The sequence below is a fragment of the Pectobacterium versatile genome, assembly GCF_003932035.1.
Taxonomy (GTDB): Bacteria; Pseudomonadota; Gammaproteobacteria; order Enterobacterales; family Enterobacteriaceae; genus Pectobacterium; species Pectobacterium versatile.
On record NZ_CP034276.1, the window covers coordinates 4,695,618 to 4,710,189 of the forward strand.

Here is a 14,572-nt window from a genome sequence, read left to right on the forward strand (position 1 = left end):
CTAAGGGGTATCTAAGCCAGCGGCACTATTTTGCCATCGCCTGCTCGTAGGCGTTTAAAATCGCGGTGTGATAAGGCGCGATAGGGAATGTCTTCCCTTTGCTCGCCAGTTCATCAGGCGTCACATCCGTGAACAGGCGTTGCCAGACGGCGGGCTTCAGCTCAGCCTGAACGTACTTGGCATCGATCCCCGGATACCAGTTAAAGCGTTCCACGATCCCTTCGGCCTGCACTTTGGCGCTGGTTGCCAATTCGACAAACTGTTTAGCCAGTTCGCGGTTCGGTGCCTGCGCGGGGATGACATAGTGCATCGGCTGCCCCGGCATACCGGGCGCAGGAAGCAGCAACTTGAAATTGTCCGGCAGCTGTCCACTCGCTTTCCAGGAATAGAACATATCGACCCACACCGGCCCCATAGCGATTTCACCGCGGCTCAGCATGTCGAGCGTGCCAGCGTTGCCGGGCGTCAGCGTCACGTTCTTGTTAAAGGCTTTCAGGCGTTCAAACGCGGGTTGCCATTTCTTCGCTTCCGCCTCATCAAACGGTCCGTTCATCAGTTTCTGGGCATCGCCGCCGTAAGCGTAAATCCAGCCCATGACGAAGCTCACGCCCGATGCGCCGCCCTTAATGCCGTTGTAGCCGAACATCTTCGGATTCGCGGCTGCCCACTGTTGGATTTCGTCATAGCTTTTAGGTGGATTCGCTACCATGCTGGGGTTATAGGCCAGCGCCGTCTGGCTACTGAACATCGGCATGACATAGCCTTTCACGTCTGTACCCATGGCTTTATCCGCAGCAGCCATGCTGACCAGCTTGCCGCTGGCGATATCATCGCGATATTTCAGCAGGTCGCCCTTTTGCACCATCGGACCGACAAACTTCTCATGCACAACCGCCACATCGGTGTCCCAGACTTTGGCACCGGCGGCCTGTTGTGCATTAAAACGCTCAAGAATCTTCTGCGACCCCGCATCACCAGGCCCAGTACCGACGGCGCGTACTTTTACGCCGGGATGCTGCTTTTCAAACAGCGGCCCTAAGTATTCATTCACATAGTCGACCATGTTCTGGTCACCCGCCGTCAACACCGTTAATTCCTGTGCCTGTACCGCTGCCAGCGGCGTACTCATCATCAGCGTTGCAGCAAAAATGCTTTTCATATCAGTTGTCTCCAATTCAGGATCAGGCCGTCAGGCCGGGAAGCGAGGAATAACGTGAAGTGGTATCCGGTACCGCCGTCAAAGGCATAGCCTCTTCTGCCAGCGGGAAAAGAAACAGCGCCTCGGCAGGGATCTGCACGGCAACCCGCTGCCCGATGGCATAGGGATGCGACGCATGAACCTGTATCCGCCAAGTGCCGCTGGAAATCGTATGCTGCCAGTATCCGCCGGGGTAGCTCTGTGCCTGTACCGTGCCGTAGCGCATCAGCATGCCGGGCTGGATGAGCGGAACCTCTGCCGGATCGTAAAGACGAGCGGCTTCCGCACGAAAGCGCGCTTCTATCGGGCCGGGCGGTAGCGACGTATTCTCAGGTACCAGTGAATGGCTCTCGGCATCACCGGGAATCATCAGCGTATCGCCGTCATAACGAGCTTCCAGCACAAGCCGATTTTCCGCGCCCATAAACGCTGCGACAAACGCGCTGGCCGGATGGTGGTACACCTCTTGCGGGCTACCCGCCTGCATGATGCGACCCTGATTCAAAATCACGATACGATCCGCCATCACCATCGCTTCTTCCCGATCGTGCGTCACGTGGATCGCCGTCAGCCCCAGCCGCTGTTGCAGCGCACGGATCTCATCACGTAGCTGTAGGCGAATACGGGTATCCAGATTGGAGAGCGGTTCGTCCAGCAGCAGAATATCGGGCCGTACCGCCAGCGCACGACCCAAGGCGACGCGCTGCCGCTGTCCACCGGACAGTTCCGCTGGCTTACGAGCACTCAGGCCCGTTAAACCGAGCATGGTTTCCAGTTCAGCTACACGGCTGGCAATTTCCGCACGTGGGACGCGGCGCAAACGCAGTCCGTAAGCAATATGCTGCGCCACCGTCATGTGCGGCCACAGCGCATAGCTCTGAAACACCAGCGCCATTCCGCGTTTCTCTGGCGGCGCTTGCGTCATGTCCTGTCCGTTAACGCGAATCGCCCCCGCACGCGGTGACGAGAAGCCAGCAACCGTACGCAGTAACGTCGTCTTGCCGCACCCTGACGAACCGAGCAACGCCACGAATTCGCCCTGTGCAATCTCCAGATGGATATCGTTCAAGACGGCTGTCGTGCCGTATCCAACATGTAGATGGTCGATGACAATGTGCGGGGCTGCCGCAGAGGAAGTTGTTTTTTGCACAGCTGTGCATTCCACGATAATCAAACAATGCGCTGATTGTGCGGTGACATCGTGTCAGTGGCGTGTTGCCACCGTGACATTTCAATGACACGACTGACGGGAAGATAGCGGTGGGGATTTTTTAGCGAGAAGGGAAACGAGGGAATGGGTCTCTTGAGTATTGGCCATCTCCTAATGCACGGAGACGGCCAACAATAATGTCGCGACTACAGCAGGTTCTACAACAACTGTGCCAGACGGTTTAGGTCAGATTGAAGCGCACCCGCCGTGACATCGCGCCCCGCACCTGGCCCACGGATAACCAGCGGGTTATCCCGATACCAGCGGCTTTCGATCGCAAACACGTTATCACCCGGCAGCAGCGAGGCCAGCGGATGATCGGGGCGAACCGCTTCAACGCCCACGCGCGCTTTACCGTTGCTGTCAAAGCGCGCGACGTGACGCAGAACCAAGCCCATTTCCTGTGCGGCTTCCAGACGTTGCAGCATCTGTTCGTTCAGCGAATCGCCGTTTTCAAAGAAGTAATCGACTGATCCCTGTTCACAGCCCGGCGGCACCAGCGACTCAACCCGAACCTGACTCGGTTCGATATCATAGCCAGCCTCACGCGCCAGAATCACCAGCTTGCGCATAACGTCCTGACCTGAGAGGTCAACACGCGGATCCGGCTCGGTCAGTCCCTGTTGGCAAGCCTGATCGACCAGTTCAGTGAACGGCACGGTGCCGTCAAACTGCAAGAACAGCCAGGAAAGCGTACCGGAGAAAATCCCGCTAATCGCCAGAATACTGTCGCCACTTTCCCGCAGATCGCGTACCGCAAAGTTGACTGGCAACCCTGCGCCGACGGTCGCGTTATACAACCAGTGACGATCCGTTTTCGCGAACGCGTCGCGGATCTGGCGATAGTTATTGCCGCCTGATGCACCCGCCAATTTATTGGCGCTGATGACATGGAAACCATAGCTGGCGAAGTCCAGATACAGATCGGCGACCGACTCACTGGCGGTGACGTCCAGCACCACCAAATCATCGAAGGGATGCGAACGCATCCACAGGAACAGATCTTCGCCATCCCGCTCTTGCGCTTCACTTTCGAAGAACGCCAACGCACGGCTGGCATCCAGTCCGTCATAGTTCAACAGGCTGCGCGTACTGTCCACCACACCGGCCAGTACAAACTCAAAACCGGTACGTGCAGACAGATTGCTCTGCTCACGCGCAAACAGCTCCAGCCAGCGTGAACCAATATTCCCTTTGCCAAACAGCACTAACCCAATACGTTTTTCTGCCCGGAACAGTGAATGGTGCAACCCACGAATCAAATGCTCCGTCGGACCAACGCGCAGTACAGCAACCAGACTGATGCCATCATCGGCCTGGCGGACAAATTCAATCGGCTGATCTTTCAACTGCTGATAGAAACGGTGACTGTGCAGCGGATTTTTACCCACGCCTGCACCGACCATCGCGACCATCGCCAATCCGTCACGCTGATTGAGCTCAACGGGTAACGCAGCCTGTGCCAGCAGTTGCAGCGCGCTATCCACCACCTCGGAGGTGTAGCACAGTTGCAGCAGGTTACGATCCTGATGAACGCCGATCGCCAGCGGTTTCAACTGTGCACGGTTCAGAAGCTGTTCGACTTCTTTTTGCAGCAGCGCGAAATCGTGTTCGGAAGGAACCTGAACTTCAATCAGGCAGACATCGTCGTGGCTGGTGACAATTTTGGCACCCGTACCCGAGGCCAACACGCGTTCAATACGCGTCGACCCCTGCTCAGGCTGATAGCTGCAACGCAGTTGCAAATCGATATCGCTACCGGAAACAGGCTGTAAGGTACGCGTATGTAATACCGGTGCGGCCAGACGTGCCAGTTCGCTGGCTTCATCCAGACGCAGCAGCGGCAGCAGGCAGGCATCTTTCACTTTGCGCGGGTCAGCGCTATACACTCCGGCGACGTCGCTCCAGATGGTCACGCGCTCAACGCCCGCCAACGCACCAATTTGTGTGGCGGAATAGTCACTCCCGTTGCGCCCCAGCAGCACCGTTTCACCCGCGTCATTGCGGCTGATAAAACCGGTTACCACTAAGCGCTGCCCTGTGTGTTGCGTCAGATATTGCTGCAACAGCGGCCAGGAACGGCCTTCATCAACCTGCGGCTGCGCGGCACGCTCCGCACAGAGAAAATCACGCGCATCCAGCCACACTGCATTCATATCCCGGTGATTAAGCACAGCGGACATCAGGCGAGCCGACCAGATTTCACCGTGCCCGACCACTTCGGCGTAGACGGCATCCGTCATCTTGCCATCCAGCAGCGCAGCCAAACGCTCCAGATCGCGAATAAACTGAGCGGTCAGCGCTTCTGCCTCTTGCGCAGGCAGAAGCCCGGCAATCAGTTCACTGTGGTAGCGGCGTAATGCCTGCTGAACCTGATGTGCCGACAGACGATCGCTTTGGCTCAGTTTCAACCAGCTAATCAGCTGGTTTGTGGTACTGCCAGCGGCAGACACCACCATCAAATCACCGGGGTGGCTATACTCAGCCATAATACCGGCTACGCGCAGGTAACACTTCACATCGGCCAGACTGCTACCGCCAAACTTATGCAGCTGTCGGCCCGTTACCGATGGCGCTACTCCTAATGCACTCATTCTTACCTCTTGGCAGCGGCTTGAAACGCACGATCCAGATCGGCAACCAGATCATCGCCGTCTTCAATGCCGGTGGAAATACGCAGTAATGTTTCAGAGATACCCGCTGCGGCACGCGCTTCTGGCGCCATACCGGCATGCGTCATCGTTGCCGCATGAGAGATGAGGCTTTCAACGCCGCCCAGCGATTCTGCCAGCGTGAACAATTCCAGCGACGCCAGAAAACGCCGCAAGGTGTCTTCATCCCCATCCAGCTCAAAACTTAGCATAGCGCCAAAGCCGGATTGTTGACGGCGGGCAATATCATGACCGGGATTGTTCGGCAGTGAAGGATGGTACAGCGCCTTCACCAACGGCTGCGTCTGTAAGAACTCAACCACTTGTTGCGCATTACGCTGCGCGGCTGCCATACGTGGCGATAAGGTACGCAGGCCACGTAGCAACAGATAGCTGTCAAACGCCGCGCCCGTAACGCCGATGTTGTTCGCCCACCAGGCCAGTTCAGTGATGGTATCGGCATCTTTGGCGATCACCGCACCCGCCACCACGTCAGAGTGACCATTCAGGTACTTGGTACACGAATGCACCACCAGATCGGCCCCCAGTTCCAGTGGCTTCTGCAGCGCCGGGCTCAGGAAGGTGTTATCCACTACGCTGACCGCGCCAGCTTCCCGCGCAGCCTGACAAATCGCGGCAATATCCACAACGCGCAGCAGCGGATTGCTCGGGCTTTCCACCAGCACCAGCTTCGGCTTTTCTGCCAGCGCCGCGTTGAGCGCATCGGTATCACTTTGATCGACAAATTTGACGCGAAACGCGCCACGCTTGCTCAGACTGTCAAACAGACGATAACTGCCGCCGTAGCAATCATGCGGTGCCACCAGCAGATCGCCGGGACGCAGGAATACCGTGCAAACCAGCATAATCGCCGACATTCCGCTGCTCGTCATTACCGCACCCGCACCGCCTTCCAGTTCGGCAAGCGCACGCTGCACGACATCACGCGTGGGGTTACCGCGACGCGAATAGTCGTGTACGCGTGGCTGGTTGAATCCGGTAAAGTTATACGTGCTGGAAAGGTGAATGGGGGGGACGACGCAGCCATACTGCTCATCATCATTTAACCCACTGCGGACTGCGATCGTTGCCTGTTTACGCGTCATCGGCTCATTTCCTGGCTGGAGGCTGAAAAGATAGGAACTTAAGAGTAAACGCAGTTTTAATGGACGTCAACACATCTAGACATCTAAACTTCTTTGCGTATAGATTGAGCATAAGCATAATAACCGCTAGAATTGTGGCATTTCATGACAGATGCTGTCTTCATTAGATTAATTTTTAAGGTATCCCATGGCTGAGTGGAACGGCGAGTATGTCAGCCCTTACGCTGAACACGGTAAAAAAAGCGAGCAAGTCAAGAAGATAACAGTATCTATCCCACTGAAAGTATTAAAGATACTGACTGACGAACGCACGCGTCGTCAGGTGAACAACCTGCGCCATGCCACCAACAGCGAGCTGCTGTGCGAGGCGTTTCTGCACGCGTTCACGGGACAACCGTTGCCGAATGACGAAGACCTGCGTAAAGAACGCAGCGATGAAATTCCTGAAGCCGCGAAAATCATCATGCGTGAAATGGGTATCGACCCAGATACGTGGGAATACTGATCGCGTTTGCACTATCGATTTTCTTGCTAACCCCGCCTCCTCTGGCGGGGTTTTGCTATGCAGAGAATCCCGCTCAACACATCACTCCTCATTAACCTGAACCTCAACCTCGCTGCTCGCGCTTCTTCCTCTCTTTTCCGCTCACGTTGTGAATCGGGATTGCATTTAATTTGTTATGTTATAACATATCATTTTTGACGTATAACGGTGATATGCCCGCATCATGACAGAGCTTCTCTCCACGAAACCCGTGCTGCTACAGCTTCACCATGTTTCCGTTGCCGATGCCAATCGCACGCCTAGGCTCAGTGATATTTCGCTGTCCATGCAGGCTGGAGAGCGTTTGGCGCTGGTTGGGCCCAACGGCAGTGGCAAGTCCACGCTGTTACGCGTGTTAACCAGCGAACTCGGCGCGACAACGGGGTACATCCAGTTGAACGGTCAGCCATTGAACACACTCAGCCGCCATGAACGAGCAAAGCGCATCGCAATTCTGGCGCAGAACGATGCACCGGATCTGCGCTTGCGGGTCGCGGAATACGTCGCCTTAGGACGAATTCCACACCACGGGTTCAGCACACCTGCGCAGGATCGCCAGCTCATTGAGGAAGCGTTGGACGATACTGGCTTATTACCACTGCGCCACCACCTGCTGGGCACACTCTCCGGCGGGGAACGTCAACGCGCGGCACTGGCGCGTGCTTTTGCACAAACGCCGCAGCTCCTGCTGCTGGATGAACCGACTAACCATCTCGATCCGTTAGCGCGTGCGCAGTTGTTGTCTCTCGTGCGGAAACGCGGTATTTCAACGCTGGCGGTGCTGCACGATCTGCCACTGATCACCCCCTTTGCCGACCGCGTCGCCGTTTTGCAACAGGGAACGCTACTCCGCTGGGGAACGCCCGCACACGCACTGAGCGCCGACTGTGTGAAATCCGTATTTGGGATGGAAAGCTTTACGGTGCCGCATCCGCTAAACGGCTCGCCCATTCGCATCTTTGAAGCCCCTGAACTGCACTAAGGAACCATGATGAAAATAACGCTTCTGTCTGGACTGCTGGCATTGACGTCGTGCTGGGCACACGCTTCTGGTTTTCCGATCACGGTCGACAGCTGTGGGCAACCGCTAACCTTCACCCAGCCGCCGCAGCGAGCCGTTATTCATGACCTGAACATGACGGAAATGGCGTTTGCGCTTGGGCTGCAAAAAAATATCGTCGGGCTGACCGGGATCACCGGCTGGTATAAGGCGCCCCCAGACTTTATCAAGCAACAGGGCACGATCCCTGAACTGGCAGCAAAATACCCGACGTTAGAAAACCTGCTGGCCGTACACCCGGATTTCTTCTTTGCTGGGTGGAACTACGGCATGAAAGTGGGCGGCGAAGTCACCCCACAATCGCTGAAAAAATACGGCATTCAGACGCTGGTACTCAGTGAAAGCTGTGTGTTCACCGATCAACAGCAACAGCGTCCACGTGCCAGCATGGATCTGCTCTACGGCGACATGCTGAAACTGGGGAAAATTTTTGGTAAGCAGGAACAGGCTCAGGAACAGATTGACGGCTGGAAACAGCAGATTGCCGAACTGCAAACCCATATTGGCAATCAGCCAAAGCAGAAAGTTTTTCTGTATGACTCTGGCGACGATAAGCCCTTTACCAGCGGGAAATTCGCCATGCCAACCGCCGTCATTGAGGCTGCGGGCGGCAAGAACGTGATGGACAATATGGAAACGAGCTGGGCTTCCACCTCGTGGGAAAGCGTGGCGGCCCGCGAGCCCGACTTTATTATTTTGCTGGATTACCAGACGGGCAACGGGGCGGATGCGTTAAGGCGCTTTCTGGAATCACATCCGCTAATGAAATTTACCCCAGCCGTACAGCAGCATCGCTATCTGAAACTGCAATATGCAGAACTTACGCCGGGACCCGCGAATATCGCCGCTATTGATAAACTGGCACGTGCACTCTACCCGGATGCCTTTAAGTGAACCCAACGTCTTCACGTTATGCCGCTACCGTCGTTATCGCGCTGCTGATATTGGTTGGGCTGATGCTGTTAAATATTGCGACAGGCAGCACGACGATTCCCCTTACGCAGGTCGCCAGCGTATTGGGGCTATCGTCGGCAGACGTTTCGCCGATGACGTCACGCATCATTCTGGAGCTGCGCATTCCCCGCAGCCTGCTGGCAGCGTTGTGCGGTGCGGGTTTAGCGATGGTCGGTGCCTTTTTGCAAACGGCAACCCGCAACGATCTGGCCGACCCTTTTCTATTCGGCCTGTCTGCGGGTGCCTCGGCAGGTGCGGTCGCCGTCATCACCCGCTTTGGCGAGCAACTCGGTGACTGGGCGCTGCCGATGGCGGCCTTCTGTGGCGGCATTTTATCGGCCGTCGCCGTGACGGTGTTGTTCCTGCTGCAACAGTCGCGGGGTGCAGAGCGACTGATCATCTGCGGATTGGCGATCTCGTTTCTGTTCGGTGCCCTGACGAACTATCTGGTATTTTCCGGCGATCAGCGGGCCGCCAGCTCGATTCTTTTCTGGTCACTGGGCGGGCTGGGTCTTGCCCGTTGGGATACGTTACCGTTCGCGGTGTTCAGCGTCCTGCTGCTATTCGGCCTCACCGCTCTGCGCTGGCGGGCGCTCGACGCTCTGCTGGCGGGCGGACAAACGGCGGCCTCAATGGGCGTTAATCTGTCCCGCGTACGGGTGGAAATTTTTATCTGCTGCGCGTTCGCCACGTCGCTGTTAGTCGCGCTGACCGGCGTGATCGGTTTTATCGGCCTGATGATTCCCCATCTGGCTCGCCCGTTGAGCGGCGTACTGCACAAGAAGCTGCTGCCGCTGACCGCCATACTGGGCGCGATACTGCTGTGCGGCGGCGATTGGCTCAGCCGACAGTTGCTGGCACCCCAGGAATTACCCATCGGGATTATTACAGCGGGATTGGGCGGCATCTTCGTTCTGGGGATGCTGGTAAAACGCCAGCAGGGATGAAAAATGCAGGTTTAAAAATAACTCCAATAACCCCAAAATATTGCCAGATGGAGTTATTGGGGTTATCGTTATCGTAGTAAAGGGCTACGGGGTGCAGGGATGGATAGCAGGACGTTAATAGCAGAAATCAAGGCCGATGGGTGGGAACTGATAAGAGTGAACGGAAGCCACCACCATTTTATGCACCCCAGCAAACCGGGGTTAGTCACAATCCCCCACCCGAAGAAGGATTTACCGATAGGCACGGTAAAAAGCATCAGGAAACAGGCAGGAGTATGATCATCGCTGACTCGAAGAGGCTTAATTATGTTTTATCCTATTGCAATTGAAGCAGGCGACGAGACCCACGCATACGGTGTAACCGTGCCAGATCTACCGGGTTGTTTTTCTGCAGGCGATACGCTAGACGATGCCATCGCGAATGCTAAAGAGGCGATTACCGGACATATCGGACTGTTGGTCGAAATGGGCCAGGATATTCCCACCGTGTCGTCAGTAGGCCAACTAGCAAAAAACGCAGAATACGCTGGGTACACGTGGGCGGTTGTTGATATTGATGTGACGCGTTTAATGGGCGGTTCAGAAAAAATTAACGTCACGCTGCCTAAGTCGCTGATTGACCGCATTGATCGTTGCGTGGCGAGTAACCCAGAATTTAAAAGTCGTTCGGGTTTTCTCGCACAGGCGGCATTAGAACGAATCTCGTCTTCCCGATGAACAATGCTGAGCCGCCAGAAACAACAAAGGCACCTGTCGGTGCCTTTGCAGAAAGTTACTGTGCCAATGAGGCCAGTAAAACTTATTTTTTAGCGCCTGGTACGGAGAAACGCTTGTTGAAGCGGTCAACACGGCCACCGGTTGCAACATCACGTTGTTTGCCGGTGTAGAACGGGTGGCATTCGCCACAAACGTCCAGGTTCAGGTCACGACCCACAGTAGAATGGGTTTTGATCACGTTACCGCAAGAGCAAGTTACAGTAACTGCAGAATAATTCGGGTGAATACCTTTTTTCATGGGGAAACCTCTGTTAAGGCCGTGTCGCTATCCAGCCCTGTTCCGCCAGACACCACACGAAAGTTGTATGAGTAAGTTCATTATGCAAATGGCACAATGGCGGCGGATCATACAGAATCCGCTACCCTGATGCAATCGCATCCACACATTATCCCTCGCAGCATGTACACTAGCGCCTTGCCTTATTTTCACCCTGCGTCGCACATGATACAAACCGCTCGGTTATGTCATTGATCGCCACGCAAATCACGTCGACTATCACGGAGAGGTTATGTCTGTCGCTCAGGTCGCTTTGCCCGTGCCGCTGGCACGTACATTCGATTATTTGCTACCCGCAGGAGGCGTGACTCCGCAGGTCGGCGCGCGCGTCAGCGTCTCCTTTGGTCACCGTAAAGCGATCGGCATTATTACGGCTCTGAGCAACACCAGCGAACTTCCGCTTGAGCAATTAAAACCTGTGCATGACGTGCTGGACGAGCAGCCACTGTTCCCGCCCAGCCTGTGGCGTATTTTGCTGTGGGCAGTCGAGTACTATCACTACCCGATTGGCGAAGTGCTGTTCCACGCGCTGCCGATACTACTGCGTCAGGGGAAACCCGCACACCGCGCGCCGCTCTGGCAGTGGTTTGCTACCGAACAGGGCCGAGCGACACCGCTCAGCACGCTCAAACGGGCCGCGAAACAGCAGCAGGCGCTGGCGGCCTTACTCCAGTCGCCGCTTTATCGCCATCAGGTAAGCGAAATCGGGCTGACGGAGACAGCATTGCAGGCGCTGCGTAGCAAAGGGCTATGCGAATTGCAGGCCGCAGAGCAAACGCTTCACGACTGGCGTCAAAGCTTTAGCATGGCAACCGACCGCCTGCGCCTGAATACGGAACAGGCCACTGCTGTCGGCGCGATCCGCAGCGAAGATAACCACTTTGCCGCTTGGCTGCTCGCAGGCATCACCGGTTCGGGCAAAACCGAAGTCTATCTCAGCGTGCTGGAAAACGTGCTGGCACAGGGCAAACAGGCGCTGGTATTAGTGCCGGAAATTGGCCTGACGCCGCAAACGATCGCCCGCTTTCGCGAACGATTTAACGCTCCGGTGGATGTGCTGCACTCGGCACTCAACGACAGCGAACGCCTCGCCGTCTGGCTACGCGCCCGCAGCGGTGAAGCGGCTATCGTCATCGGAACGCGGTCAGCGTTATTTACTCCCTTTGCCCGTTTGGGGCTGATTGTGATCGATGAAGAACACGACAGTTCCTACAAACAGCAGGAAGGCTGGCGCTATCACGCCCGTGATTTGGCGGTTTTCCGCGCCAGAGAAGAAGACATTCCCATCGTCATGGGAACAGCGACACCCGCGCTGGAAACACTGTATAACGTCCAGATCGGCAAGTATCGACGTTTGAATCTGACCAAAAGGGCGGGCAATGCCGCACTAGCTAAACAGCACGTCATCGATCTGAAAGGGCTGCCGCTGACGGCCGGGTTATCCCAGCCGTTGATTACCCGTATCCGCCACCATCTGACGAACGATAATCAGGTTATTTTGTTCCTCAATCGGCGCGGGTTCGCCCCCGTGGTGATGTGCCACGAGTGCGGTTGGATTGCAGAGTGTCAGCGCTGCGATCACTACTATACCTACCACCAGCATCAGAAGATGTTGCGCTGCCACCACTGCGACAGTCAGCGTCCGGTTCCACAACAGTGCCCCGGCTGCGGTTCGACCAATATGGTGCCGGTCGGTCTGGGTACCGAGCAGTTGGAACAAAGCCTTGCGCCGATCTTTCCAGATGTCCCGATCACCCGCATCGACCGTGATACCACCAGCCGTAAAGGTGCGCTTGAGCAGCAGCTCTCGCAGGTCAGGCAGGGAGGTGCTCGCCTTCTCATCGGCACACAGATGTTGGCGAAAGGGCATCACTTCCCTGACGTGACGTTGGTGGCTTTGCTGGACGTTGACGGTTCGCTGTTCTCTGCCGACTTCCGCGCAGCCGAACGTTTTGCCCAGCTCTATACTCAGGTGGCGGGTCGCGCAGGACGTGCGGGCAAGGCGGGCGAAGTGGCACTGCAAACTCACCACCCAGAACATCCGCTATTACAAACGCTGCTGCAACAGGGCTACGATGCCTTTGCCAGTCAGGCGCTTACCGAACGGAAAAGCGTCTTTCTGCCGCCGTTTACCAGCCATATTCTCTTCCGCGCTGACGATCACGATAACCAGCAGGCCGCGTTATTCCTCCAGCAGTTGCGTAATTTGCTGGAGGCGAGCCCGCTGCGGGATGAATCACTCTGGCTGCTGGGCCCAGTGCCCGCCTTACAGCCCAAACGCGCGGGACGCTTCCGCTGGCAGCTCTTGCTACAGCACCCTTCCAGAGCGCTATTGCAGAAACTGGTCAGAACGTCGCTGACGCTGATCGGCACGCTACCGCAGGCGCGTAAAGTGAAATGGATGCTGGATGTCGACCCCACGGACGGTTAGCGTTTCCTGTTAGATCATTTCGGTTTCTTGCCACTCATTTTTTGCGATCGGCGTCGAAAACACGATATTCATCACACTTTCTGTGCAAATTAAGCAACAAAACCTGCGTTCAATCTGTTATCACTGTCTGCGCAGGCCATATGCTGGGGCCTAGCCATGTCGTGCACTCAGATAGAGTGCCATTCAGTTGGCTGACTGCACCGAAAAGCGGTACCTATAATCATAGAAAGTCAGCAGACAGGAGCGTTCTGCTGACAGTCAGCGCCAGTTAACGCTGACGCAAGGAGAAAAGCGTTGAAGCAGAAGAAAGGCGTAACCACGGCGACGATGAAAGACGTGGCGGATGAAGCGGGTGTTTCCACCGCGACCGTATCCCGAACGTTAATGAACCCAGAGAAAGTCTCTGCGACCACCCGTAGGAAGGTCGAGCAGGCTGTCATCGCCGTTGGCTATTCGCCTCACGTACTCAACAGGAATCTCAAGCGTAACGAATCGCGCACGATCCTGACGATCGTCCCAGATATCTGCGATCCTTATTTCTCCGAAATATTTCGCGGGATCGAAGAAGCCGCCGCCGAACACGGCTATCTGGTGTTGATTGGTGATTGCGCTCACCAGCATCAAAAAGAAAAAACCTTCGTCGACCTGATTATTACCAAGCAGATCGACGGCATGGTGTTACTCGGCTCCAATCTGCCGTTTGACGCAGGCCAGGAAGAGCAGCGTAATCTGCCACCGATGGTGATGGCGAATGAGTTCTCGCCGGATCTGGCGCTGCCAACCGTGCATATCGATAACCTGACCGCCGCCTTTGAAGCTGTACATTATCTCTATCAGGCGGGTCATCAGCGCATCGCCTGCATTGCCGGCCCAGAGCACATGCATCTGAGCCAATATCGCCTGCAGGGATACATTCAGGCCCTGCGCCGCAACGGAATGCTTATCGATAACCAGTATATCTTTCGGGGCGATTTCACCTATGAAACCGGGATTAACGGCCTAATTGCGCTGATGCAACATCCTCAGCCACCCAGCGCGGTCTTCTGTCACAGCGACCTCATGGCACTGGGCGTGCTGGCGCAGGCCAGAAAGATGGGGCTGGACATCCCGCGCGATCTCTCCGTTATCGGTTTCGATGATATCGAACAGGCGCAGTACAGCTGGCCGCCTCTGACTTCTGTCGCTCAGCCTCGTTATCAGATCGGACGCGAGGCAATGCTGCTACTCTTAGAGCAGTTGCAAGGTAACACGGTACAAAGCGGTTCCCGTCTGTTGTCCAGTGAGCTGGTCATACGCGACAGCGTCGCCGCACCGAATTACGCCCGTAACAGGCTTTAAGACTTCAGGCGCTGGTCAAATATTTGAGGGTTCAGTAACATGACCCCCTAATTATATTATTTACCTATCAATTCACAGC

Annotated in this window: 13 protein-coding genes; 8 read left to right on the top strand and 5 right to left on the bottom strand. The window is 55.9% G+C overall.

Annotated elements, in window-relative coordinates; all coding sequences use genetic code 11:
* Nucleotides 1-25: 25 nt before the first annotated feature.
* The 4 genes from EIP93_RS21280 to metB all read right to left on the bottom strand — a co-directional run bounded on the left by EIP93_RS21280 (nucleotide 26) and on the right by metB (nucleotide 6,165).
* Nucleotides 26-1,159 (bottom strand): extracellular solute-binding protein, encoded by a 1,134-nt coding sequence (locus EIP93_RS21280; protein ID WP_109226201.1) that lies wholly within the window; start codon nucleotides 1,157-1,159, stop codon nucleotides 26-28.
* A 22-nt stretch (nucleotides 1,160-1,181) separates the two neighbouring features.
* A complete protein-coding gene (locus tag EIP93_RS21285; protein ID WP_103971391.1) occupies nucleotides 1,182-2,348 on the bottom strand; it encodes an ABC transporter ATP-binding protein in 1,167 nt (388 codons plus the stop codon).
* 218 nt (nucleotides 2,349-2,566) lie between these two features.
* Nucleotides 2,567-5,002 (bottom strand): bifunctional aspartate kinase/homoserine dehydrogenase II, encoded by a 2,436-nt coding sequence (locus tag EIP93_RS21290; protein ID WP_125233238.1) that lies wholly within the window; start codon nucleotides 5,000-5,002, stop codon nucleotides 2,567-2,569.
* A 2-nt stretch (nucleotides 5,003-5,004) separates the two neighbouring features.
* The gene (gene metB / locus EIP93_RS21295; RefSeq protein WP_010299271.1) at nucleotides 5,005-6,165 is read right to left on the bottom strand and encodes a cystathionine gamma-synthase; all 1,161 of its coding nucleotides are present in this window, start codon (nucleotides 6,163-6,165) and stop codon (nucleotides 5,005-5,007) included.
* Nucleotides 6,166-6,352: 187 nt separating this feature from the next.
* Here metB and metJ point away from each other — a divergent pair, with 187 nt between their 5' ends.
* The 6 genes from metJ (at nucleotide 6,353) to EIP93_RS21325 (ending at nucleotide 10,387) form a co-directional block, all read left to right on the top strand.
* On the top strand, nucleotides 6,353-6,670 hold the full coding sequence (metJ, locus tag EIP93_RS21300) for a met regulon transcriptional regulator MetJ (protein WP_005973355.1): 318 nt from the start codon (nucleotides 6,353-6,355) through the stop codon (nucleotides 6,668-6,670).
* Between the two features lie 223 nt (nucleotides 6,671-6,893).
* Entirely contained in the window at nucleotides 6,894-7,691 is a 798-nt protein-coding gene (locus tag EIP93_RS21305; protein ID WP_125233239.1) for an ABC transporter ATP-binding protein, read from the top strand.
* A gap of 9 nt (nucleotides 7,692-7,700) precedes the next feature.
* Nucleotides 7,701-8,663, top strand: a complete 963-nt coding sequence (locus tag EIP93_RS21310; protein ID WP_103862290.1) for an ABC transporter substrate-binding protein — start codon at nucleotides 7,701-7,703, stop codon at nucleotides 8,661-8,663.
* On the top strand, nucleotides 8,660-9,670 hold the full coding sequence (locus EIP93_RS21315; RefSeq protein WP_107333586.1) for a FecCD family ABC transporter permease: 1,011 nt from the start codon (nucleotides 8,660-8,662) through the stop codon (nucleotides 9,668-9,670). Before EIP93_RS21310 ends, EIP93_RS21315 begins: the two co-directional genes overlap by 4 nt.
* Before the next feature lie 99 nt (nucleotides 9,671-9,769).
* Nucleotides 9,770-9,949, top strand: a complete 180-nt coding sequence (locus EIP93_RS21320; protein WP_103862292.1) for a type II toxin-antitoxin system HicA family toxin — start codon at nucleotides 9,770-9,772, stop codon at nucleotides 9,947-9,949.
* Nucleotides 9,950-9,976: 27 nt separating this feature from the next.
* Complete coding sequence (locus EIP93_RS21325; RefSeq protein ID WP_103862293.1) at nucleotides 9,977-10,387, top strand: type II toxin-antitoxin system HicB family antitoxin; 411 nt, start codon at nucleotides 9,977-9,979, stop codon at nucleotides 10,385-10,387.
* A gap of 82 nt (nucleotides 10,388-10,469) precedes the next feature.
* Here the strand turns inward: EIP93_RS21325 and rpmE are convergent, their stop codons facing one another.
* The gene (gene rpmE, locus EIP93_RS21330) at nucleotides 10,470-10,685 is read right to left on the bottom strand and encodes a 50S ribosomal protein L31 (protein ID WP_010281510.1); all 216 of its coding nucleotides are present in this window, start codon (nucleotides 10,683-10,685) and stop codon (nucleotides 10,470-10,472) included.
* 271 nt (nucleotides 10,686-10,956) lie between these two features.
* On the opposite strand from rpmE, the gene priA reads away from it, so the two are divergent.
* Both priA and cytR read left to right on the top strand, forming a co-directional pair.
* Complete coding sequence (gene priA, locus EIP93_RS21335) at nucleotides 10,957-13,155, top strand: primosomal protein N' (RefSeq protein ID WP_103943585.1); 2,199 nt, start codon at nucleotides 10,957-10,959, stop codon at nucleotides 13,153-13,155.
* 294 nt (nucleotides 13,156-13,449) lie between these two features.
* The gene (gene cytR / locus EIP93_RS21340) at nucleotides 13,450-14,493 is read left to right on the top strand and encodes a DNA-binding transcriptional regulator CytR (protein WP_103862295.1); all 1,044 of its coding nucleotides are present in this window, start codon (nucleotides 13,450-13,452) and stop codon (nucleotides 14,491-14,493) included.
* Nucleotides 14,494-14,572 lie beyond the last annotated feature (79 nt).